At 65.9% G+C, this 21526-nt stretch carries 24 protein-coding genes, 3 tRNA genes and 1 pseudogene; 16 read left to right on the top strand and 12 right to left on the bottom strand.

What is annotated here, in order from left to right; all coding sequences use genetic code 11:
- Positions 1-75 (top strand): annotated as a pseudogene (locus A5699_RS29290) (MspA family porin); the annotation flags it as partial.
- Positions 76-191: 116 nt separating this feature from the next.
- Positions 192-611 (top strand): pyridoxamine 5'-phosphate oxidase family protein, encoded by a 420-nt coding sequence (locus A5699_RS19085; protein ID WP_067772223.1) that lies wholly within the window; start codon positions 192-194, stop codon positions 609-611.
- 4 nt (positions 612-615) lie between these two features.
- Here A5699_RS19085 and A5699_RS19080 read toward each other — a convergent pair whose 3' ends face one another.
- From A5699_RS19080 to A5699_RS19060, 5 genes are read right to left on the bottom strand one after another with little or no spacing between them, the layout of a single operon-like run.
- Positions 616-1446, bottom strand: coding sequence for an ABC transporter permease (locus A5699_RS19080; RefSeq protein WP_067772220.1), 831 nt, complete (start codon positions 1444-1446; stop codon positions 616-618).
- Entirely contained in the window at positions 1443-2354 is a 912-nt protein-coding gene (locus A5699_RS19075) for a glycosyltransferase (protein WP_067772252.1), read from the bottom strand. Before A5699_RS19075 ends, A5699_RS19080 begins: the two co-directional genes overlap by 4 nt.
- Before the next feature lie 7 nt (positions 2355-2361).
- Positions 2362-3159, bottom strand: a complete 798-nt coding sequence (locus tag A5699_RS19070) for an ABC transporter ATP-binding protein (protein WP_067772216.1) — start codon at positions 3157-3159, stop codon at positions 2362-2364.
- Positions 3160-3166: 7 nt separating this feature from the next.
- On the bottom strand, positions 3167-3682 hold the full coding sequence (locus A5699_RS19065; RefSeq protein WP_067772212.1) for a bacterial proteasome activator family protein: 516 nt from the start codon (positions 3680-3682) through the stop codon (positions 3167-3169).
- 18 nt (positions 3683-3700) lie between these two features.
- Positions 3701-5662, bottom strand: coding sequence for a DUF6541 family protein (locus tag A5699_RS19060; protein ID WP_067772209.1), 1962 nt, complete (start codon positions 5660-5662; stop codon positions 3701-3703).
- Between the two features lie 125 nt (positions 5663-5787).
- Between A5699_RS19060 and A5699_RS19055 the strand changes: the two genes are divergently transcribed.
- Positions 5788-6984, top strand: coding sequence for a cysteine desulfurase-like protein (locus tag A5699_RS19055; protein WP_067772206.1), 1197 nt, complete (start codon positions 5788-5790; stop codon positions 6982-6984).
- Here A5699_RS19055 and A5699_RS19050 read toward each other — a convergent pair.
- Entirely contained in the window at positions 6981-7958 is a 978-nt protein-coding gene (locus A5699_RS19050) for an NAD(P)H-quinone oxidoreductase (RefSeq protein ID WP_067772201.1), read from the bottom strand. The two genes, A5699_RS19055 and A5699_RS19050, sit on opposite strands and share 4 nt — an antisense overlap.
- Before the next feature lie 67 nt (positions 7959-8025).
- Here A5699_RS19050 and A5699_RS19045 point away from each other — a divergent pair, with 67 nt between their 5' ends.
- The gene (locus A5699_RS19045) at positions 8026-8538 is read left to right on the top strand and encodes a MarR family winged helix-turn-helix transcriptional regulator (protein WP_067772198.1); all 513 of its coding nucleotides are present in this window, start codon (positions 8026-8028) and stop codon (positions 8536-8538) included.
- Between the two features lie 20 nt (positions 8539-8558).
- Positions 8559-8648, top strand: a tRNA-Ser gene (locus A5699_RS19040).
- Here the strand turns inward: A5699_RS19040 and A5699_RS19035 are convergent.
- Positions 8649-9686 carry a linear amide C-N hydrolase gene (locus A5699_RS19035; protein ID WP_067772194.1) on the bottom strand — a complete coding sequence of 346 codons (1038 nt, stop codon included), beginning with the start codon at positions 9684-9686 and terminating at the stop codon, positions 8649-8651.
- Between the two features lie 230 nt (positions 9687-9916).
- On the opposite strand from A5699_RS19035, the gene A5699_RS19030 reads away from it, so the two are divergent.
- Genes A5699_RS19030 through A5699_RS19020 form a run of 4 tightly spaced genes read left to right on the top strand, consistent with a single transcriptional unit; the run spans position 9917 to position 12398 of the window.
- A complete protein-coding gene (locus A5699_RS19030; RefSeq protein ID WP_067772191.1) occupies positions 9917-10834 on the top strand; it encodes an acyl-ACP desaturase in 918 nt (305 codons plus the stop codon).
- Positions 10835-10881: 47 nt separating this feature from the next.
- Positions 10882-11022: a hypothetical protein gene (locus A5699_RS29285; RefSeq protein WP_157561337.1), complete on the top strand. Its 141-nt coding sequence runs from the start codon at positions 10882-10884 to the stop codon at positions 11020-11022.
- Between the two features lie 50 nt (positions 11023-11072).
- Positions 11073-11489, top strand: a complete 417-nt coding sequence (locus tag A5699_RS19025; protein WP_067772188.1) for a hypothetical protein — start codon at positions 11073-11075, stop codon at positions 11487-11489.
- Positions 11490-12398 carry an NAD(P)-dependent oxidoreductase gene (locus A5699_RS19020; protein ID WP_067772185.1) on the top strand — a complete coding sequence of 303 codons (909 nt, stop codon included), beginning with the start codon at positions 11490-11492 and terminating at the stop codon, positions 12396-12398.
- On the opposite strand, the gene A5699_RS19015 is transcribed toward A5699_RS19020, so the two are convergent.
- Genes A5699_RS19015 through hisC form a run of 3 tightly spaced genes read right to left on the bottom strand, consistent with a single transcriptional unit; the run spans position 12385 to position 14753 of the window.
- Positions 12385-13200, bottom strand: coding sequence for a crotonase/enoyl-CoA hydratase family protein (locus tag A5699_RS19015; RefSeq protein ID WP_067772182.1), 816 nt, complete (start codon positions 13198-13200; stop codon positions 12385-12387). The genes A5699_RS19020 and A5699_RS19015 overlap by 14 nt on opposite strands.
- Positions 13201-13209: 9 nt before the next feature.
- Positions 13210-13671, bottom strand: a complete 462-nt coding sequence (locus tag A5699_RS19010) for a DUF4334 domain-containing protein (RefSeq protein ID WP_067772179.1) — start codon at positions 13669-13671, stop codon at positions 13210-13212.
- The gene (gene hisC, locus A5699_RS19005) at positions 13668-14753 is read right to left on the bottom strand and encodes a histidinol-phosphate transaminase (protein WP_067772177.1); all 1086 of its coding nucleotides are present in this window, start codon (positions 14751-14753) and stop codon (positions 13668-13670) included. The genes A5699_RS19010 and hisC overlap by 4 nt, the downstream gene beginning before the upstream one ends.
- A gap of 88 nt (positions 14754-14841) precedes the next feature.
- On the opposite strand from hisC, the gene A5699_RS19000 reads away from it, so the two are divergent.
- The 3 genes from A5699_RS19000 to A5699_RS18985 all read left to right on the top strand — a co-directional run bounded on the left by A5699_RS19000 (position 14842) and on the right by A5699_RS18985 (position 16024).
- Positions 14842-14933, top strand: a tRNA-Ser gene (locus A5699_RS19000).
- A gap of 37 nt (positions 14934-14970) precedes the next feature.
- A tRNA-Arg gene (locus A5699_RS18995) sits at positions 14971-15046 on the top strand.
- A 549-nt stretch (positions 15047-15595) separates the two neighbouring features.
- Positions 15596-16024, top strand: a complete 429-nt coding sequence (locus A5699_RS18985) for a hypothetical protein (RefSeq protein WP_157561336.1) — start codon at positions 15596-15598, stop codon at positions 16022-16024.
- Positions 16025-16118: 94 nt separating this feature from the next.
- Here the strand turns inward: A5699_RS18985 and A5699_RS18980 are convergent, their stop codons facing one another.
- The gene (locus A5699_RS18980) at positions 16119-16532 is read right to left on the bottom strand and encodes a hypothetical protein (protein WP_231965763.1); all 414 of its coding nucleotides are present in this window, start codon (positions 16530-16532) and stop codon (positions 16119-16121) included.
- Positions 16533-16621: 89 nt separating this feature from the next.
- On the bottom strand, positions 16622-16975 hold the full coding sequence (locus A5699_RS18975) for a Fe-S protein (RefSeq protein ID WP_067772164.1): 354 nt from the start codon (positions 16973-16975) through the stop codon (positions 16622-16624).
- Between the two features lie 67 nt (positions 16976-17042).
- Between A5699_RS18975 and A5699_RS18970 the strand changes: the two genes are divergently transcribed.
- From A5699_RS18970 to A5699_RS18955, 4 genes are all read left to right on the top strand, one after another.
- On the top strand, positions 17043-17543 hold the full coding sequence (locus A5699_RS18970; protein WP_067772161.1) for a metallophosphoesterase: 501 nt from the start codon (positions 17043-17045) through the stop codon (positions 17541-17543).
- A 31-nt stretch (positions 17544-17574) separates the two neighbouring features.
- Positions 17575-19452 (top strand): alkyl/aryl-sulfatase, encoded by a 1878-nt coding sequence (locus A5699_RS18965; RefSeq protein ID WP_067772157.1) that lies wholly within the window; start codon positions 17575-17577, stop codon positions 19450-19452.
- Between the two features lie 87 nt (positions 19453-19539).
- Complete coding sequence (locus A5699_RS18960) at positions 19540-20682, top strand: TIGR03364 family FAD-dependent oxidoreductase (RefSeq protein ID WP_067772154.1); 1143 nt, start codon at positions 19540-19542, stop codon at positions 20680-20682.
- Positions 20683-20751: 69 nt separating this feature from the next.
- Positions 20752-21405 carry a phosphonatase-like hydrolase gene (locus A5699_RS18955; protein ID WP_067772249.1) on the top strand — a complete coding sequence of 218 codons (654 nt, stop codon included), beginning with the start codon at positions 20752-20754 and terminating at the stop codon, positions 21403-21405.
- Positions 21406-21526: the final 121 nt, after the last annotated feature.

The following is a 21526-nucleotide window of genomic DNA, read 5'->3' as shown; positions in this document are numbered from 1 at the left end:
CGGCCGTTCGCCCGGCTGATCGCCTCCACCGGTGACAGCGTCACCACCTACGGCGAGCCTTGGAACATGAACTGAGCTCATGAACTGAGCACATGAACTGAGCACATAACCAACAGAAACAATCAGTCGGCGCGTCTTGCTTCTGCGGAAGCCTGGCGCGCCGATTGCTATCTGGCGGTTAGGGTTGCCCCATGACGCCGCAGGGCCCGGTTTCCGTGCTCGGGGAAGACGAGTGTTGGCAACTGCTGTCGAGTGTGACCCTGGGCCGTCTGGTCTCGACGATCGGCACCCGGCTTGAGATCTTCCCGGTCAACTTCGTCGCGCAGCGTCGCACCGTGCTGTTCCGGACCGCTGAGGGCACCAAGTTGATCAGCACCCTGCTCAGCGACCGCGTGCTGTTCGAAGTCGACGATCACACTGTCGTCGGCGGCTGGAGTGTGATCGTGCGCGGCGTGCCGCACCTTCTTGAGACGCCGGCCGAGATCGCCGAAGCCGAACAGGCCCAACTACTGTCCTGGCTGTCCACGACGAAGCGTCGGTATGTGCGTATCGAGCCGAGGGAGATCTCCGGCCGCCGATTCGTGTTCGGCCCCAACCCTGGCGATGGGTAGTGGCCTACACCCAGTACGGGACGCGGGCACGGTACTGCCGCATGGCGATCGCGGCGAAGCCCCACCCGACCACCGTGAGCACCAGGACCACCAGCCAGTGCCGCACCTCCTGATCGGCACCCAACAGCGGGGCCCGCACGATGTCGAGGTAATGCAGCAAGGGATTGATCTCGACGATCTTGGCCCAGGAACCGGCGCCCTGCTGCTGCAGTGTGGATTCGTTCCAGATGATCGGGGTCATGAAGAACAACAACTGAACCACTGACGCCAGCAGCGGACCGATGTCGCGGTAACGGGTGGCCAGGATGCCGAAACAGATCGACACCCACACGCAGTTCAGCACGATCAGCCCGAGCGCCGGGATGACGGCCAGATCAACCCATTTCCACGGTTTGGGATAGATGATCGCGATCACGACGAAGATGACGATGTTGTGTCCGAACAGGATCATCTGCCGCCACACCAAGCGGTACACATGCACCGACAGCGGTGTCGGAAGTTGTTTGATCAGGCCTTCATTGGCGATGAACACCTCGGAGCCTTCGAGGATGGAGGCGTTGATCAGGTTCCAGATGATCAGCCCGAGCGTGACGTAGGGCAGGTGCTCCTCGAGCGGCAGCTTGAACAGCTTCGAGTACAGCAGGCCCATGGCCACCGCGGTGGTGCCGGTGGCGATGGTGATCCAGAACGGCCCCAGCACACTGCGTCGGTAGCGCTGCTTGATGTCCTGCCAACCCAGGTGCAGCCACAGTTCGCGTTTGCCGAAGCCCTCGGTGAGGTCGCGAACCGCCCGGGTCATCGTCTTGGAGTCGGACGCCGCGTCGGTAAAGCTCATCTCTGGAACCTTTCGCGTCTGCCCAACCGCCGCAGACGAATCCATTCACGCAGACCTGCGGGGTCGCGGCGGGACACCAGAAAGTACCAGCCGAAGCGCACCCACTCCTGCGGGACCAGCTTGCGTAACCCGGGTTGGGCCAGGAGGTAGCCGCGGTTGCGGTAGGTGAAGAACCGCTTGGTGTCGTTGTCGGGGTACTGGGTGTGCATCCGTCCGCCGAGGATCGGTTTGAACTCGTCTGTGCCACACGGATGCAGATAGCTTGCGGTCAAACACGTTCCGAACGGCAGGCCGGAGCGGACCAGGCGCCGGTGCAACTCCACCTCGTCACCGCGGACGAACAGGCGCAGATCGGGCACCCCGACGGCCTCCACTGTGGCGGCCCGGAACAGGGCGCCGTTGAACAGCGAGGCGATGCCGGGCAGCAGGTCGCCCTCGCCTTCGGTGCGTAGTTCGCTGACCAACCGCCGCCAGACCAGCCCGCGGCGCAGCGGGAAGGCCAACCGCTGCGGCTCGTCGAGGTTGCACACCATCGGGGACACCTCGGCCAGGCTGTACTGCTCCGCACAGGCCAGCAGGGTCGACAGCACGGTGTCGTCGGCGGGACGGCCGTCGTCGTCGGCCAGCCAGATCCAGTCGGCGCCCAAGGCCAATGCGTGCAGCATGCCCAACGCGAAACCGCCTGCGCCACCGAGGTTTCGACGCGAGCCGAGGTACGTCGAGGGCACCGGCTGTCCGGTGACCAGCTCCCGCACCGCGTCGTCGTCGTCGTTGTCGACGACGATCAAGTGATCGGGCTTGCGGTCCTGCCCGGCCACCGCGGCCAGTGACTTGGCCAGCAGCTCACGCCGCCGGTGCGTGACGATGACGGCGATGACGGTCTGCTCTTCGCGCGAGCGCTCATCGATGACGGTGTCAGGCGCCACGAGCCGTTTCCTCCAACACCTCACGCACGTGCCGGGCCGCATCGGGACCCTCGTAGGCGCCGACGACCTCTTCGATGCCGCCGGTCATCCGGATCGTGCCGTGGTCGATCCACATCGCGGTCTTGCACAGCCGGGCCAGGAACTCGTTGGAATGGCTGGCGAACACCAGGATTCCGGACCGTTCCACCAGGCTCTGTAGCCGCGATTGTGCCTTCTTCAGGAACTCCGCATCCACCGCGCCGATGCCCTCGTCGAGCAGCAGGATCTCGGGGTCGATGCTGGTGACCACGCCCATCGCCAGGCGCACGCGCATACCGGTCGAGTAGGTGCGCAGTGGCATCGACAGGTACTCGCCGAGCTCGGTGAACTCGGCGATCTCGTCGACCTTGGCCAGCATCTGCTTGCGCGTCTGCCCGAGGAACAGTCCGCGGATGATGATGTTCTCGAATCCGGAGATCTCCGGGTCCATCCCGACGCCGAGATCGAACACCGGGGCCACTCGGCCGCTCACCGTGGCCGAGCCCCGCGTCGGCTCGTAGATTCCCGAAAGTAGCCGCAGCAGTGTGGATTTCCCGGCGCCGTTGTGGCCGACGAGACCGACTCGGTCGCCCATCTTCAGTGACATCGTGATGTCGCGGAGCGCTTCGATCACGACGACGTTGGACTCGTTTCGTCCGATGGCGCCGCCGGCCTTGCCCAGGAACGCCTTCTTCAGCGAACGCGTCTTGGCGTCGAAGATAGGGAACTCAACCCACGCTTCACGCGTCGAGATGTACGGATCGGACAACGCAGACCTACAGGTACTGGCCGGTGCCGGGGTGCGACGGGCCGCCGCGCTGCCCGCCCGGGCCCTGCAGCCCCGGCGGGAGGGCGCCCTGACGCATCTGCTCGAGCTGGGCACGGGCGGCCATCTGCTGGGCGAACAATGCCGTCTGGATGCCGTGGAAGAGTCCTTCCAGCCAGCCGACCAGCTGTGCCTGGGCGATGCGCAGCTCGGCGTCCGAGGGGACGCTGTCGTCGGTGAACGGCAGCGTCAGCCGCTCGAGTTCTTCTCGCAGCTCCGGTGCCAGGCCGTCCTCGAGCTCACTGATGCTGGTCCGGTGGATGTCGCGCAGGCGGTTGCGGCTGGCCTCGTCGAGCGGAGCTGCCCGCACCTCCTCCAGCAATTGCTTGATCATGGTGCCGATGCGCATCACCTTCGCCGGTTGTTCGACGAGGTCGGTCAGCGACTTGCCGTCAGCGTCGGCATCGGACTCACCGGCCGTGCTGGCCAGGATCTCGATGTTGTCGTCGTCGGGGTTGATGGTCATGGCCTTTCCTTTGGCTCGTCAGTTCGTCGCCCTGGTTGCCGCGTTCTCGCCATGCCAGCGGTAGATGCGGTCCTCACCGTTGTCGAAGATCTTCTCCCACGACCGTGAGCGTTCTAGCGACACTAGTCCGTCCGGCATGACGAAACCTCGGACCACCGGGGTGCTGGTGATCACGTAGCGGATGTTCAGCGCGTCGACTGCCTCAGCAACTCGCGGATCGGTGTCGGCATCGTCTGCGTATGCCCAGAAAATGAACCGGTGATACCCGGGCCCTTGCTGCACCGGGTAGTCGTAGTGGGTCCACAGCGGGTGCAGCCCGGAAACCGCGTACATCCAGGCGGTGCCGTCGGTGTTGGCGTCGCCGATCAAGGTGGTGTGCGCGTCGGGCAGCTGGGCCAGATAGGCGAACGCCTCCAGGTCTTTGGCGCCGATCATCACCGAGTCGTACTTCTGGCCGAACAGGTACTGGTGCCGGGGGAAGTAGTGCCAGGCCAGCCCGACGGCGGTGGCGACGAGCGCCACGGCGGCCGTCGCCCTGATCCACGTGGGGCGTGCCCCGGCCCGCCGCGCCAGCATCGCGGCGAGCAGCACCACGGTGCACAGGCCGATCGCGGCCATCGGTGCGTAGAGCATGGCGACCACGGCCGACAGCCGGCGCGGATCGCTGTAGAACAGATCGCTGAACGTGCCGGTGATCACCCCGAGCGGCCCGCCGAAGGGCGCGCCGGAATGCACGATCGAGGCGATCAGGACCAGCCAAACCACCACGGACCACCAGATCCGTTTGAACAGCAGGACCAGTCCGCCGATGGCGGCCAACGCCAGGATCGCGTTCTGGATCGGGAAGTCGTTGAGGTGACGGGTGTGCTGGAAGACCGCGGCGAACAGCGAGAACTTCTTACCCAGGTGGTTGACGAAGGCGTGCCCGACGATGATGTCGGTTTGCCCGATCACGCTGAGGAACTGCGGAAGCAGGATCAGCAGGCCGGGTATGGCGACTGCGGACAAGGCCAGGAAGTCGGTCAGCCGACCGCGGACCGGGTGCCACAGGGCGTCGGCCAGCCACCAGATGCCGACCAGCAACACGGTCACCACACCGCCGGTGAGATGCACGGAGAAGACGCCGACGGTGGCCAGCACGGCCAAGCCGATGCGGTCGCGGTGTGCCGGCGTCGAGGCGATCAGCGCGAACACCGGCACCGCGAGCCCGTAGGCGACCAGGTTGGGCATTGCCGCCACATCGAACTCGACGTAGGGCAGCGCGGTGAACGAGGCGGCCAGCGCCCCGGCAGTGGCCGCCGCGACGGCTGAGCGCACCTCGCTGGTGCGCGGGCGGACGATCTTCCACGTCAGTACCGCGGCGCTGACCGGGAACAGCCATACCGCCGCGGCGACCGAACTGACGGTGTAGGCGGTGGTCGCGGCGGCGCCGGTGAGCTGGGAGTAGACGGCGGCCAAGGCATGGAAGGCCGACGGGTAGTAGAGCGCGTCGTGGGTCTCGACGTTGCGCAGTTCACCCATGTGGGTGGGCGAGGCCTGCCCGGTGTCGAGAATCCACCGGATGGTGTTGGCGTGCCACACCGAATCCCAGGTGCTGGGCACTGATTGCCAGTGCACCAGTCCGGTGAGCGCCGCCGCGCCGATCAGCGCGGCGCCGAGAAGTACGCCGGACGCCACCAGCAAGGCCGGACGCGTTGCCACTCCCGACGCTTCGGCGTCCGGGTCGCGATAGCGGGCCAGGAGCCTGCGCAACCCGGCGGCAACCGCGCAAACCAGGACCACAGCAAACAAAGCCGTCCACGCGTTCCACGGCACGCCGACCGCTCCGAGCGGGACGATCATCAACGCGACGGTGCCATAGGTCAAGGCTGGGCCCGCCGCGACCGCGATCGGCACGGGCAGCCCGCCCACCCTGGCTATCAGCGCCCCGGGGATCACCAGCAACAACAGTGCGATTAGCACTCCGAACCCGAAGCCCACTGGACTAGTATGGCTGCCCAGGGTGACCCGGTCCGAGCATGGTCTCGCCAAGTGCAAACGTGCCGTCGGGCGCTCCCCAAATCGTGTCGGTTTGTGATATCTGCGGACGCTCTAAGGTGGCTGGCATGGCATACGACGTCGCCCGGGTGCGGGGTCTGCACCCGTCTTTGGGCGATGGGTGGGTTCACTTTGATGCCCAGAACGGCATGTTGGTGCCCGATTCCGTCGCGACGACGGTCTCTACCGCCTTTCGCGGCTCGATGCCCACCGCTGTCGGACCGCACCCGTCGGCCCGCCGCAGCGCGGCAGTCCTGGCCGCCGCCCGCCAGGCTGTGGCGGATCTGGTCAATGCCGATCCTCGCGGCGTGGTGCTGGGTGCAGATCGTGCACAGCTGCTGACTTCTCTGGCCGAGGCGTCCTCGAGCCGCGTCGGGCTCGGCTACGAGGTGGTGGTCACCCGCCTGGACGACGAGGCAAATATCGCCCCGTGGCTGCGGGCGGCGAATCGTTATGGCGCCAAGGTCAAGTGGGCCGAGGTCGACATCGAAACCGGCGAACTGCCGTCGTGGCAGTGGGAGGGGTTGATCGACAAGCCGACTCGGCTGGTGGCGATCGCCTCGGCCTCGTCGACCCTGGGCACGGTCACCGATCTGAGCGAGGTGACCAAGCTCACCCACGAGGTTGGCGGAATGGTCGTCGTCGACCACTCGGCGGCGGCGCCGTACCGGCTCATCGACATCAACGAGATCGATGCCGACGTCGTCGCGCTCAACGCGGTGCCCTGGGGTGGCCCGCCGGTGGGGGCCCTGGTGTTCCGCGACCCCGCCACGATCGATTCGTTGGGTTCGGTATCGCTGAACCCGCAGGCCACCGGTCCAGCCCGCCTCGAGGTGGGGATGCACCAGTACGGCCTGCTGGGCGGGGTGGTGGCCAGCATCGAGTACCTGTCCAACCTGGATGACACGGCCAGCGGCTCGCGACGTGAACGGCTCGCGGTGTCGATGCAGTCGGCCGGCGCGTACCTGGACCGGCTGTTCGAGTACCTGGTCGCCTCGCTGCGCTCACTGCCGCTGGTGATGGTGATCGGCAGGCCCGAGTCCCAGATTCCCGTGCTCAGCTTCGTCGTGCGTGACATCCCCGCCGAGCGGGTGGTGCAGCGGTTGGCCGACAACGGCATCCTGGCGATCTCGAATGCCAGCTCGCGGGTGCTCGACGTGATCGGTGTGAACGACATCGGCGGCGCGGTGACGGTCGGGCTGTCGCACTACTCGACGGGTGCCGAGGTGGATCAGCTGGTGCGGGCCCTGGCCTCGTTGGGTTAGACCGTCAGGACGATCTTTCCCGCCACCTCGCCCGAGGCCAGCAGTTCGTGGGCTCGCTGGGCCTGGTCGATGGGAAGTTCCGCGCCGATGATCGGGCGCACCCGCCCGTCGGCGATCATCGGCCAGACGTTGTCCACCACCGCAGCGACGATCCCGGCCTTACCGCCGGGGCCGTCGACCGGGCGGGAGCGCAGAGCCGTGCCGATCACCCCCGCGCGCTTGCCGATCAGCTTGGCGATGTTGAGTTCTCCCTTGATCCCGCCCTGCATGCCGATGATCACCAGCCGGCCGCCGTCGGCGAGTGCGTCGACATTGCGGTCGAGGTAGGCCGCACCCATGATGTCGAGGATCACGTTGGCGCCCGCCCCGCCGCTCTCGGTGCGTATCCGCTCGACGAAATCCTCGTCGCGGTAGTTGATCGTCACGTCGGCGCCCAGCTCGCGGCACAGCGCGAGTTTCTCGGCCGAGCCGGCGGTCACGGCGACCCGGACGCCGAGTGCGCGAGCCACCTGGGTGGCGTGGGTGCCGATACCGCTGGCGCCGCCGTGCAGCAGCAGAAGATGACCTGCGGACAAGCCTGCGGTGTCCACCAGGTTCGACCACACCGTGCAGGCCACCTCGGGCAGACCCGCAGCGGCGGTCAGAGCAACGCCATCTGGCACTGGCAGCACCTGCGCTGCCGGCACCGCGACGTACTCGGCGTAGCCGCCACCGGCAAGCAATGCACATACCGGTTGCCCAACTGACCAGTCGGCGACGTCGGCGCCGACAGCGGCGATGGTGCCTGCTACTTCCAGCCCGATGATCTCGCTGGCCCCTGGTGGGGGCGGGTACTTGCCGGCGGCCTGTAGCAAGTCCGCCCGGTTCACGCCCGTTGCATGGACCCTGATCAAAACCTCATTGTTTGCTGGAGCGATATCAGCGACGTTTTCCCAGGTCAGATGCCCCTCCGAGGAGGCCACAATTGCATGCATTTATTCAACGCTACAAGCATCCGGTTTCGGCCGCGCAGCAATACTTACGTCGCTTACGATTGCGCCCATGGTGGGGATGATTGCGGGGCGCACGGCTGGCGACATGCCGGGCCTGGACATCGCTGAGCAGAGGTCGTGGCAGAACTATCTGGACTCGGCCTTACGTATGTACGCGACCTTGAATCGGTCGCTGGTGGACGCGCATCACCTGACACTCAACGATGTGCGCCTGCTCGACATCTTGGACAAGTCACCGACCGGCTCTGCGCGCATGGGCGATCTGGCCGAACGCCTGATGTCGCTGCCCAGCCGGGTGACTCGCCAGATCCGCCGCTTGGAAGTGCAGAACCTGGTGACCAGGTGCGCCAGTCCCGACGATGGACGCGGGGTGGTCGCCTCCATCACCGAAGAAGGCCGAGCTGCTGTGCGTGAGGCGATGGTGACCTACGGACAAGGCGTCCGCGCGCACTTTCTCGGCCGGCTCTCCCGTCCGCAGATCGCCGCGATGGGGGAGAATTGCCGGCGCATCAGCGTCGCGTTGAAGAACGGATCGCCGCCCGCTCACATCGGTCGGGTCTGACACCCCGTACTCTTGTCGGCGGTGGCGTGGCAGAGCGGCCTAATGCACTCGCCTTGAAAGCGAGAGACGGCTAACACCGTCCGGGGGTTCAAATCCCTCCGCCACCGCCATCAGGTTGCGTGCTTCGGGTAGGCCTCCAGTGCCTCCATGATCTTCACGGACAGGAACGTCAAGGGGCCGTCGTCCTCGAACTTGTCGGCGACGTTTCCCGCGATGCCGCCCTCGATGGACAGCTTGCTCGTGAGGTCGAGCTTGAGCTGTGGACTGCCCTCGGAGAAGTCGAGATCGGCGAGGTCGACCCACACGATGTTGGGTCGGGTGGTGGACTCATAGACGTACCGCTTGTTGGTCAGGTCCAGGACGGTCTGCCAAATGGTTTGTGAGGCATCGGGTTTGCCGGGGTCGGGGATGCGGAAGGGCTGTGCGGCGTTCCGGATCACCGAGAACATGCCGGCGATGGCCTCGACCTGGGTGTTCGGGGTGGGGAGCCGCTCGGCGTAGTAGCTCGCCCGGGCGAATCGGTCACTGGCCAGGGTAGATCCGGGGAGCGGTTGGTCACCGCCGAGACCGGTGAACGACTTCACCAGCTCGAGCTGCCGATCGAAGGTCGGCGAGTTCGTCATCACCGTGAACTCCTTCGAGTGGTACACCCGTGCGTGCCCGTCGACATACTCGACGATCGCGGAGTCGCCGGTCGCGTCGTCGAGTGCCAGGTGCAGGCCCGGGCGGGCGCCGCCGGTGGGGTCGTCCATCTGCACCACCTGCACATCGGTCTGGGCGATCCAGGCGACGGCCTCGGCGACGGTGGCGAAGTTGTCGAGGAAGTACTGCAGCCAGATAGCTTGGCCGAGTTGGGGTCTCGAGTCGTCCGGCTTGCCGTAGTCGGACTCGGCCAGCCACAGGATGTGCCCCGCCAGTCCCGCTTCGTTCATCCCGTCCACGGAGGTGATGTCGAAGGCCGTGGCCACGACGCTGCCGTATTGGGAGGTCCAGGTGAGCTTGCCCGAAACGGCGTCGTCACGCTCTACGCCGCGGGGCTGCTTCCACAGATTGCTCATCAGATCCCTGTGGAAGTCCATGTTCCTGCCGACCAAGACGGAGTTCCCGGTCTTGCCGCCGGTGTCCGGCCAGATGACTCGTGTGCACATGCGAGTGACCTTATCGATCGAGTTCCACTCGCAGGTGGATGCGACGGCAGCACACCAGGTTCGGTCTACGTGAGGTCGAGGATCGCTGCGCCGTTTCCTACGTCTGGGCGGTACTCGTCGAGGTCAAGCGACCCTGCGGTAGAAATCGGCGCGAAACCTAACCTACGGTTCCGTAACCTACGGTAGCGTAGGTTGAGATCGGACGCGTTGAAGGAAATGGGAGGACAGGAATGGACGCCCAGAGCGGAGTGCTCCACGAACTCGAACCGGTTGTCGCGAGCAACCTCGACCGGCATCTGTCGATGGCGCGGGAATGGTTCCCGCACGACTATGTGCCATGGAGTCGTGGACGTGACTTCGGCTTCCTCGGCGGCGAGGATTGGCGGCCGGAGGATTCGCCGCTGGACCCGGTCGCCAAGGTGGCCATGACGGTCAACCTGCTCACCGAGGACAACCTGCCGTCGTATCACCGGGAGATCGCCACCCGCTTCTCTCGTGATGGCGCGTGGGGCAGCTGGGTCGGGCAGTGGACGGCAGAGGAAGGCCGGCACAGTATCGCGTTGCGTGACTACCTCGTCGTCACCCGTGGGGTGGATCCCGTTGCCCTGGAACGGCTTCGGATGGAGCACACGGTCGCCGGGTACGACTCGGGGGACAAGACGCCGCTGGCGGCGATGGCCTATGTGTCGTTCCAGGAGTTGGCCACCCGGGTGTCGCATCGCAACACCGGGCGAGCCTCGGGCTGCCCGATCGCCGATCAGCTGCTCGCCCGGATCGCGACCGACGAGAACCTGCACATGGTCTTCTACCGCAATCTCATGGCGGCCGCGCTGGACATCGCGCCCGACGCCGCGATGGCGGCCATCCGCGACGAGGTGTTGAACTTCGCCATGCCGGGCATCGGCATGACCGACTTCGCCTCGAACGCGATCACCATCGCCAAAGCCGGGATCTACGATCTGCGGGTCCACCACGACGACGTGCTGCAGCCCGTCCTGCGCTTCTGGCGCGTGTTCGACAGAACCGATTTCGGGCCCGAGGGGGAGAAGGCCCGGGAGGAGCTCGCCCAGTTCCTCGACGCACTCGACGAGCGGGCGCGGTTCTACGAGGAGAAGCGCCAGCGCCAGGAGGTCGGTGCGGCCTCCTGACGGCGCACGCTATTGTTCGGTCACATCTGTCGGATAGGGGAGAGTTAGTGACGGAACAAGAGCAGCAACTGACGTTCGGGCAGAAGGCCAAGTTGTATTTGCAGGCTGCAGGCGCGTTCGCCCGTAATCCGAAGGCGCTGGTCGCTCTTGTGAAGTACAAGCTCGCTGAGCGCAAGTCGGCCAAATAGGCCGCACTGACGCGCTACGCCGGCGGCCACTGCAGCGTTAGCGTGATGACATGGCCAACGCCGCGGGCCCGGTGACTCACACCCGGCGCTACCCAGAAGTGGTCCTCGCCGTGTTCGGCGTCTACTCGGTGGCGCTGGGCGTGTTCATGCTCGTGGCCCCCGGCGTGTTTTTCGAAACCCTCGGTGCATTCGGCACGCGCAACGACCACTACATCTTCGACAATGCGTCCTTCGAACTGCCGCTCGGTTTACTGATGCTGGCCGCGCTCAGATGGCGTAGCTGGCGAGTGCCGGCGTTGGCCTTCGCCACCGCGCACTGGGCGTTGCACGCGCTGAGCCATCTGGTCGACACCGACCATGCCGCCGGCAGTTGGGTCGGCTGGCTGGAAGCCGGCGGCCTGGTGTTCACCACGGTGCTGTTGACAATCGCCTTGCGGGCCGGCCTGTCTGACGACAGGGAGCGATAGATGCGTGTCCTGGTGGCCGGTGCGACGAGCGTCCCGGGAATCCCGTTGCTACGGGAACTCAATGCACGTGGTCACGAGGTGATCGGGGTGACGCGCTCGTCGGGCAAGGCCGCGCAGATCTCCGCCGAAGGCGCCGAACCCGTGGTGGTCGACGTGCTCGACGCCCATCAGATCGACTCGGTAGTGGGCGAATTCAAGCCCGAGGCCGTGGTGAGCCTGCTGACCACGCTGCCCAAGCTCGGCCCCATGCGGATCAAGGACTTCGATCCGGCCAAGCAGCTGTGGAGCCGCGGCGCGGGAAACTTGGTGGCCGCAGCGCAACGGGCCGGGGTGCGCCGGGTGGTCGCCGAGTCGGTGATCTTCGCGTATGGCTACCCGACCGCCGGGCCGGACCGGATCGACGAAACCGACCCGTACTTCGGTCCGCCGCCACCGCGTGGAGAACAGATGCTGGAGGCGTTGCGCGGGATGGAACGTAACGTGCTGGCCGCGGGGCGCACGAGTGCCACCGAGGGAATCGTGTTGCGCTACGGCGTCTTCTACGGCCCCGGCGTCACTCATGACGACATGTTCCACCGGTTGGCCACCTGGTGGGCGATGCCGGCGATGACCGGTAACGGGATGCTGTCCTGGGTGCATATCGACGACGTCGCCCGCGTCACCGCCGATGCCCTCGACAATGGCCGGGGCGGCCAGATCTACAACGTCGTCGACGACCGGCCGCAGTCCTTCGGCGATTACATCCGGGAACTGAACGCGAAGCGGAACCGGCCCCGCCCGTGGCCGCTGCCGCGGTCGGTGGTCAAACTCGTCGCCCCGTACGCCGCGACCGCCTTCGGCTCCACCTGGCTGCCGCTGTCGAATGCGAAGGCCAAAGCCGAACTGGGGTGGACGCCTATTCCCCGGTGAACTGCGGCGGGCGTTTCTGGAACATCGCGGTGACCGCCTCGGCGAGATCCTTCGACGGCAGGAAGGCCGAGTTCCATGCCGCCACATAGCGCAGGCTCTCGGCCACCCTGGCGGTCCGCTGTTGGTCGAGCACGTCCTTCACCCCGGCGACGGTCAGCGGCGGGTTGGCGGCGATCTCAGCGGCCGTGGCGTGCGCGGCGGCCAGTGAGGCGTCGGCGTCGTCGTACACGTCGTTGACCAGACCGATCTTCTCGGCGTGCGCCGCGTCCACGTCCTTACCCGTCAACACCAGCTCGCGCAGGTGTCCGTCGGACAGGATCAGTGGCAGTCGCGCCAGGCTGCCCACGTCGGCGACGATGGCCAGTTTGGTCTCGCGCACCGAGAACTTGGCGTCGGCGCTGGCGTAGCGAATGTCCGCCGCGCTGATCAGATCCACGCCACCGCCGATGCACCAGCCGTGGATCGAGGCGATGGTCGGGGTGCGGCAGTCGGCGACGGCGGTGATGGCGCCCTGCATCTTCATCAGCCGCTTGTGGAACCCGGCGCGATCGGCGGCACCCGCGTCCAGCCCGGGCATCTCGGCGCCCATCGCCGGCAGGTCCAGGCCGTAGCTGAAGTTCTTGCCCGACCCGGTCAGCACGATCGCGCGCACCTCGGGGTCGGCGTCGAGAGTGCCGAACACGTCGGGCATCTCGGCCCAGAACGCCGGGCCCATCGCGTTGCCCTTGCCGGGGCCGAGCAGCGTCACCTGGGCGACGTGATCTTTGATCTCGACGGAGACGGACTCGTACGTGTCAGCCATGGGTCGCTCCTAGACGCGCTGCAGGTAGAAGTACAGGTAGCGGCCGTCGACGACGGCGCCCTTGCCGTTCATGATGCCCACCACGGTGTTGTCGTCGACCACTTTGAAGTGGTCGTGCACGGGCGCTCCGTCGTACACCATGGTGGCGGTCACCTCACCGCGGAACTCCTCCAGCCACAGGCTGGCCTCGCCCTTCATCGCCTCGGTGTTGGAGAACTTGTTGCCCTCGGCGTCGAGGCACACCAGGGGCTTGGCGTCGCCGGCCGAGTGGAACGTCTTGCCGAACCAGTTGAGCTTCTTCATGAACCCGTTGGCCTTGTGCCCGGTCTGGAACTCGCCGCCCTTCCACTCGCCGAGCATGAAGTCGATGCCGGCCGGCTTGAGCAGGGCCCAGAAGGCGTCGAGTTCGGCGTCGGGGATCTGCCCCTCGCGGCTGACGAATCCATCGAACGTGCCGCGTGCGTCGGTCACTTGGTGTCTCCTGTTCGAGGCCCGGCCAGACCGGGCGCATTCCAGCGTTTGGCGAACTCCAGGAAGGCGTCGTTCTCATGCGGCGCACCGATGGTGACCCGCACACCGTCTTCACCGTACGGGCGCACGATGATGCGGTTGTCGGCGGCCCTGGCCACGAAGTCGAGGGTGCGTTCGGCGAGCGGCAGCCAGACGAAGTTGGCCTGCGAGGGCGGCAGCTCGAAACCCGCCTCGCGCAAGGCGTCGCTGACGCGGGTGCGTTCGGCGACGACGGCATCGGTGCGGGCCAAAAGTTCGTCCGCGGCCTCCAGACTGGCGATGGCCGCGGCCTGCGACACGGTGGTGGCGCTGAACGGCACGTACACCTTGCCCAGGGCGGTGACGATCTCCGGGTCGGCCACGGCGTAGCCCACCCGCAGACCGGCCAGACCGTAGGCCTTCGAGAAGGTGCGCAGAACAACCACATTGCGGTGGGCCCGCACCAGCCCGAGGCTGTCGGGGACCCACCGGTCGCGGATGTACTCGACGTAGGCCTCGTCGAGGACGATCAGGATGTCGTCGGGCACCGCCGCCACGAATCGGGCCAGGGCCTCGGGGTCGACGACGGTGGAAGTCGGGTTGTTCGGGTTACACACGAAGATCAGCCGGGTGCGGTCGGTGACGGCCGCGAGCATCGCGTCGAGATCGTGAGTCTCGTCACGTAGCGGGACCGGCACGCCCGTCGCTCCCGCGGTGCGGATCTGCAACGGATAGATCTCGAAACTGCGCCATCCGTACACGACTTCGTCGCCCACGGTGGATGTGATTTGTATCAACTGCTGGCACAGGCTCACCGAACCGCAGCCGACGGCGATGTTCTCGGGCGCGAAATCGACATGCTTGGCGAGGTGTTCGCGCAGGTCAAGATAGCCGTTGTCGGGGTAGCGGTTGATGTTCTCGGTGGCCTTCAGGATCGCCTCGCGCACGCTGGGAAGCGGCGGATGCACGGTTTCGTTGCTCGCGATCTTGATTGCGCCCGGAACCGTTTTGCCTGGTGCGTACGCCGGAAGATCGGCCATTTCGGGGCGCAGACGGATACTCACTTGGCCAGAATAGGGGAGGCTGTGTACTGTGTGCCCTCGGCGGTTTCGGGCGACAGGACGGAGTCCGGTACCCTCACAGAAGTTCAAAGGAGGCGTGCCAGAGCGGCCGAATGGGACTCACTGCTAATGAGTTGTCCCCCTTACCGGGGACCGGAGGTTCAAATCCTCTCGCCTCCGCCACGGTTGACTTGTCAACCGCACAACTGAATAGCGCTAGGCGCCCGTAGCTCAACGGATAGAGCATCTGACTACGGATCAGAAGGTTAGGGGTTCGAATCCCTTCGGGCGCACCATTGATCACCTGTATCGACTCCCGAGGCCTAGGTAATACGCCCGGAGTCGCTGCTTTCGGGGCATGTTCGCTTGCCGACTTCGCCGGAAATCGCTGTGACTATCGTGTCCGCATGGTTCGGCGGGGGCAACAGGGTCGGCACGAGCTGCGCAAGGCACAGCGGGAAGCCAGCCGTCAGATTGAGTCTTCCCAGGGACAGTACGACGCAAAGCAGATGCGTCGACGGTGCGGGCCTCCAAGGCAGTGGGAATCACCTTACGACGAAGCCAATACCGTCCGTCTGCAATTTTTCCTGTGGAGATTCAACGGTCGGCTTGCCGACTTCGTGATCAATGTCCAAGTCCTCACCTCAGAGGGTTGGGAGACAGTCGAGTATTTCGATTGCTGCCACGGCCACTGCCATCTACACACGCAAAATGGCGAGGTCCCGCGAAGCTTTGTTCGGCTAGATTCGATCGACGACGTGCAGCTGGCTTTTGCGCAGGTTGAGGGGGAATCTCACACTCGTGCGCGTATCATCCGGGCGGAAGGTCCATAAGGGAGCATGTTGATGAGCGAATCCCGGCTCGACGCTTTCCGGCGTGAGGTGAACTGGCAGCTGGCGTGTGGCGCGCTGGCTGAGGTGGATCTTGAGGTCACGAACGATGACGGAGAGTTTCCTGTCATCGTCGCGCTCAGCGAGGAGCGATGGTCCACCGTGCTCGGCCGAATCCGCGCAGTTGGTGGGTACGCCAACCTGTTCGTCGAAGCTGAGGGTGGAAAAGTGTGGGCCGCCTCAGTGATCGGAACTGCCTGCGCGATCGGCGAACCTGAGCCTGATGACATTTTGACTGGTGACGACGCGCCTGGAGCCGACGCCACGGTCGGGATGTTTCTTGAATACGTTGTGCGTCGGCCGCACGGAGTGCAGGTCTCGGCCGCAATGGGGCACCCGGCCTGCGCACGCGATGCGCGTACGGTCGACTTCGCGGCGTCGTAGGCTTTAGATCTGTCTCATCGAGATCGACACCAGGGCTGTGCTCCGCGCGAGCCAACGACCCTGACGTCGATCTCGGCGCCGCGACGTCGGCGCCCTACTCCGAGGCGACCGCGGTCGCGATGTCGATGGCGATCTCCCGCAGGACGTCGTCGGTGACAAGCTGGCGTGCGGCCTGGCGGTCGAGCCGCAGCACCGAGATGAGCAGTTCGACGTGGCCGGCCACCTGAACCCGGGCCAGCTCCGGCGGTAGATGCAACCCGTGCTGTTCGGACAGGAAACGGCGCAGCACGGTCACACGATCGTTCATCCAGGGAGAGCGGTCGATGGCCGCGGCCGCCGTGGACTTCAGTTGCCCGGCGTAGCGGCGCTGCCGCCGTTGCGCGAAGACGCCGTGATGAACTTGGCGCGACCGGTCGCTGCGGCGGGTCCTGGCCCGCACGCCATCGTCACCGTGCGGTGAATCGCACCCGGTGAATGCCGCCGTGCGCATGACCCTGGCGGTTGCCATGGCGTGTCTGTGACCCATCGATTCCCGTACCTGCCGACATGTGGTTTGCCAGTTAACTTTACGGGACGGTCTCAGGTTCGGCCGTGACCTCAGGTCCAGAGGACGGCGATCCCGGCTGCGAGCAGCGGCAGTACACCGGCGGCGACGAACAGCGGCATGACCGGCCGACCGGTACGACGCTGCCGTGCCCGTCCGATGCCCAGCACCGCGCCGAGCGCGACGAGGATGACGAGCTTGGTGGCGAGCTTGGGGTAGTTCAGCTCGATGCCGGCCGGCCACGGCGCGGCCAGGGCCAGACCGGTGACAAGGGAGAGGGTGATGCCGTAATCCATCACCCGGGTGATCTCGAAACGGCGGGCCGCCGCCTCGGCCACCCAGGCGCCGACCATGACGGCGAAACCGATCAGATGCGCATAAACAACTACGTTGCGTAGTAGCTCCATGGGGGGAGTGTAGGACGTGGCGCCGGCCTCCCACGTGCAGACACGTCTGTCACGTAGGGTCGGCTGGATGCGGCTGCTGCTCATTGCCGACACTCATGTACCCAAGCGTGCCAAAGATCTGCCGGCTCAGGTGTGGGACGAGGTGGATCGGGCCGATGTCGTTGTCCACGCCGGTGATTGGGTGGACGTCGCCCTGCTCGACGCGCTGAGCGCGCGTGCGGCCCGCCTGATCGGCTGTTGGGGCAACAACGACAGGGCCGAACTCCGCAGGCGGCTCCCCGAGCGTGCCGACGTGACGCTGGACGGGGTGCGGTTGACCGTCGTCCACGAGACCGGTGCAGCCACCGGCCGGGAGGCCAGGATGGCGCGGGACTACCCCGGAACCGATGTCCTGGTCTTCGGGCACAGCCACATTCCGTGGGACACCACCGCGAAAACCGGCTTGCGCCTGCTGAATCCAGGGTCGCCGACCGATCGTCGACGCCAGCCGTACTGCACGTACATGACGGCGCGTATCAGTGCCGGTGTGCTGTCCGAGGTCAGTCTGCACCCACTCGAACGTTCGTGACGCGGACACCCTGAGGTGGCAGGCTCTTCGTATGGAGCAGAAGTCACCCGCCGCGGTCATCGAAGCCGCCCATCGTGAACATCTGAAGAGCCTGCCGTTCGAGGACACCCGTGATTTCGAGGACACCGACCGCGGCTTCATCGCGGCGCTGGTCCCGTGCGTAGTGAGATCCGCGGACGGAACGGTGGTGTGGGACAACGACGCGTATACGTTCCTCGAGGGCGATGCGCCGACGTCGGTGCACCCGAGCTTGTGGCGGCAGTCGCAGCTGTGCGCCAAACAGGGCCTGTACGAGGTTGTTCCAGGCATCTATCAGGTGCGCGGACTGGATATTTCGAACATCAGCTTCGTCGAGGGTGGCACCGGTGTCATCGTCATCGATCCGTTGCTCTCCACCGAGGTGGCCGCGGCGGCCTTGGGTCTGTACCGCGAACACCGCGGGGACCGGCCGGTGGTTGCCGTGATCTACACGCACAGCCACGGCGATCACTTCGGCGGAGTTCTGGGTGTCACCAACCAGGCCGACGTCGATGCGGGCAAGGTTGCGGTGCTGGCACCCGAGGGCTTCGTCGAACACGCGGTGCAGGAGAACGTCTATGCCGGGACGGCGATGACCCGGCGCGCCACCTACATGTACGGCATGGGGCTCTCGCGCGGGCCGCAAGGGCAGGTGGGCTGCGGGCTGGGGCAGGTGGGCTCGACGGGTGAGGTAGCGATGATCGTTCCGACGGTCGACATCCGCCGCACCGGTGAGACGCACACGATCGACGGTGTCGAGATCGAGTTCCAAATGGCGCCCGGCACCGAGGCGCCGGCCGAGATGCACTTCTACTTTCCCAAGTTCCGTGCGCTGTGTATGGCCGAGAATGCCACCCACAATCTGCACAACCTGCTGACCCTGCGCGGTGCGTTGGTGCGTGATCCGCACGCCTGGGCGGGTTACCTCACCGAGGCCATCGACACGTTCGCCGACCGCGCCGACGTCGTCTTCGCCTCGCACCACTGGCCTACCTGGGGCCGGGAGCGGATCGTGGAATTCCTGTCGTTGCAACGGGATCTGTACGCCTACTTGCACGACCAGACGCTGCGTCAGCTGAACCAGGGCTACACCGGAGCAGAGATCGCCGAGCAGTTCCAGCTGCCGCCCGCGCTGGAAAAAGCCTGGCACGCCCGCGGTTACTACGGGTCGGTCAACCACAACGTCAAGGCGATCTACCAGCGCTACATGGGCTGGTTCGACGGCAACCCCGGCCGGCTGTGGCCGCACCCGCCCGAAGCGCTCGCACCCCGCTACGTCGAGGCGATGGGCGGAATCGACCGGGTCGTCGAGCTGGCCCGTAAGGCGTTCGACGAGGGCGATTTCCGCTGGGCGGCAACGCTTCTGGATCACGTGATGTTCACCGATGCCGATCATGCCGACGCCCGGACGCTGTACGCCGACACCTTTGAGCAGCTGGCCTACGGCGCAGAGAACGCCACGTGGCGCAACTTCTTCCTCACCGGCGCCAAGGAACTGCGCGACGGCAAGGTCGGCACCGTCGGTCAGGTGACCGCGCCGACGATGCTCGCCCAGCTGAGTCCGGAGCAGATGTTCGACGTCCTCGCGATCAGCATCAATGGTCCGCGGGCGTGGGATCTCGATCTGGCCATCGACGTGACCTTCCTGGATGCCGCCGTCAACTACCGGCTGACCGTCCGCAATGGAGTGCTGGTCTACCGCAAAACCACGGCGGACGGAGCGAGTGCGCACGTCACCGTGACGCTGGCAAACAAGCTGCGGCTGCTGGCCGTCATCGCGGGTGACGCGACCTCACCCGGCCTGGAGGTCACCGGTGACGCTGAGGCCTTGCAGGCCCTGCTGTCGGCGCTGGACCGGCCGGATCCCAACTTCGACATCGTCACGCCGTGAGGTGAACGAAACCTTACATATATAGACACCAGGTAAAAATTCTCCACTTGTATTGACAAGTGTGGTGATGCGGACCACAGTATCCGCATGGGAAATCAGAGCTACGACGTCGTGGTCGTCGGCGCCGGCATCGTCGGTCTGGCGCACGCCTACCACGCGCATCAGCGCGGACTCAGCGTCGCCGTCGTCGACCACGCCGACGGCATCGTCGGTGCGTCGGTGCAGAACTTCGGCCATGCCTGCATCACTGCGCAGTCCGGTGTCGCGCGGGACTACGGCCGCACCGGGCGCCAGCACTGGCTCGACCTGTCGCGCAAAGCCGGCTTCTGGTCGGCCGAATCCGGCACCTTCGTGGTGGCGCGTCATGACGACGAACTTGCCGTGATGCGCGAGTTCGCCACTACCCGTGAGCCGTCCGAGGTGCGGTTGCTGAGCCGTGATCAGATCCTGGAGCGAATCCCGGTGGTTGGCGACCGCGTGACCGGTGGCATGTACCTGCCGAACGACCTGCAGGTCGACCCCCGCGCGGCGGCCCCGTCGATCGCCCGTTGGCTGGCCCACGAGGGGGTCGACTTCCATTGGCGCACTGCGGCTGTCGGTTTCGAACCCGGTGTCGTGCACACTTCACGCGCGCCGTTGCGGGCGACGACGACCTTCGTCACGGTCAACTACGACATCGACCGCCTCTTCCCGCACCTCGCCGAACGGGACGGCCTGCTGCGCTGCCGCCTGCACATGCTGCGGGCGCGCCTACCGCTGGCTTTCGCGCTGCCCGCACCGTTGTTCACCGGGTGGTCGTTGCTGCGCTACTCCGGTTTCGAGAACCTGCCCTCCACTGAGGCCGTCGCCCAGCGGCTGCGTGCCGAGCATCCCGACTATGTCGCGATCGACCTGCACCAGATGTACACCCCGCAGCCCGACGGCTCACTGCTGATCGGTGATACCCACTACCGCGACGTCTCCGCGCCGCCCTTCCAATCCGAAGAGGGGTTCGCCGTCCTCCTCGAAGAAGCCCGGAAACTGTTCGGAACCAAGGAGATCGACGTCTCCGAGCGCTGGCAGGGGATATACACGTCGGCGCCAGGGCAGGAGTTCCTGATCGAAGAGCCCATCGAGGGCACCCACGTCGTCACCGTCACCACCGGTATCGGCATGACCACCAGCATGGGCCTCGCCTACGACAGCGTCGAGAACGCGCTGACCCGCGACAAAGTCGTCGCACCCGCCTGAACGATCAAAGGAAAGGTTAAACCATTGAGTGCCAAAGCAACTGATTCAATCGGTCTGGTCGTGTTCGACATGGCCGGGACCACTGTCGAGGACAGCGGGCTGGTGCAGCAGTCATTCCTGGCCGCCGACAGCCATGCCGGCCTGTCGAAGACGGAGGCCGATCGGCAGGAGATGCTGCGCTACGTCTCCGACACCATGGGGCAGTCCAAGATCATGGTGTTCCGTCACCTGGCCAAAGGAAACGAAGAGCAAGCCCAGGCCGCGAACAAGGAATTCGAGCGCTGCTACGCCCAATTGGTCTCCGAGGGTAACTGCAGTCCGATCCCCGGAGCCGAAGACGTCATCACCTCCTTGCGGTCGGCCGGGGTCAAGACCGCACTGACGACCGGCTTCGCCAAAGAAACCCAGTCGGCCATCATCGACGCGCTGGGGTGGCACAACCTCGCCGACGTGGTGCTCTGCCCGTCCCCGGGCGTGCGGGGCCGGCCGTATCCGGACATGCCGCTGACCGCGCTGATGCAGACCGAAACCGATTCGGTGCGTTCGATGATCGTTCTGGGCGACAGTTCCTCGGACGTCATCTGCGGGCTGCGCGCCGGGGCCCGCGCCTCGATCGGGGTGCTCACCGGTGCCCACAACCGGGCACAACTGTCCGAGGCGGGTGCCACGCACATCCTCGACAGCGTCGCCGATCTGCCCGCCCTGGTGGCCGCGCTGCGGTAGCTCACTGATCGCGCGGCGGTCGGTCGCAGGCCCCGCCTCCCGACCGCCGCAACCGCTTCTTCACGTCGTTCTCATCCGAGAAACCTGCGTGTGACGTTCGGCCAACTCACTCGGCTATCTG

It is taken from the genome of Mycobacterium sp. E802 (assembly GCF_001666875.1).
Lineage (GTDB): Bacteria > Actinomycetota > Actinomycetes > Mycobacteriales > Mycobacteriaceae > Mycobacterium.
Note: the sequence above shows the minus strand (reverse complement) of the source record. Positions and strands in the feature narration are given on the sequence as shown.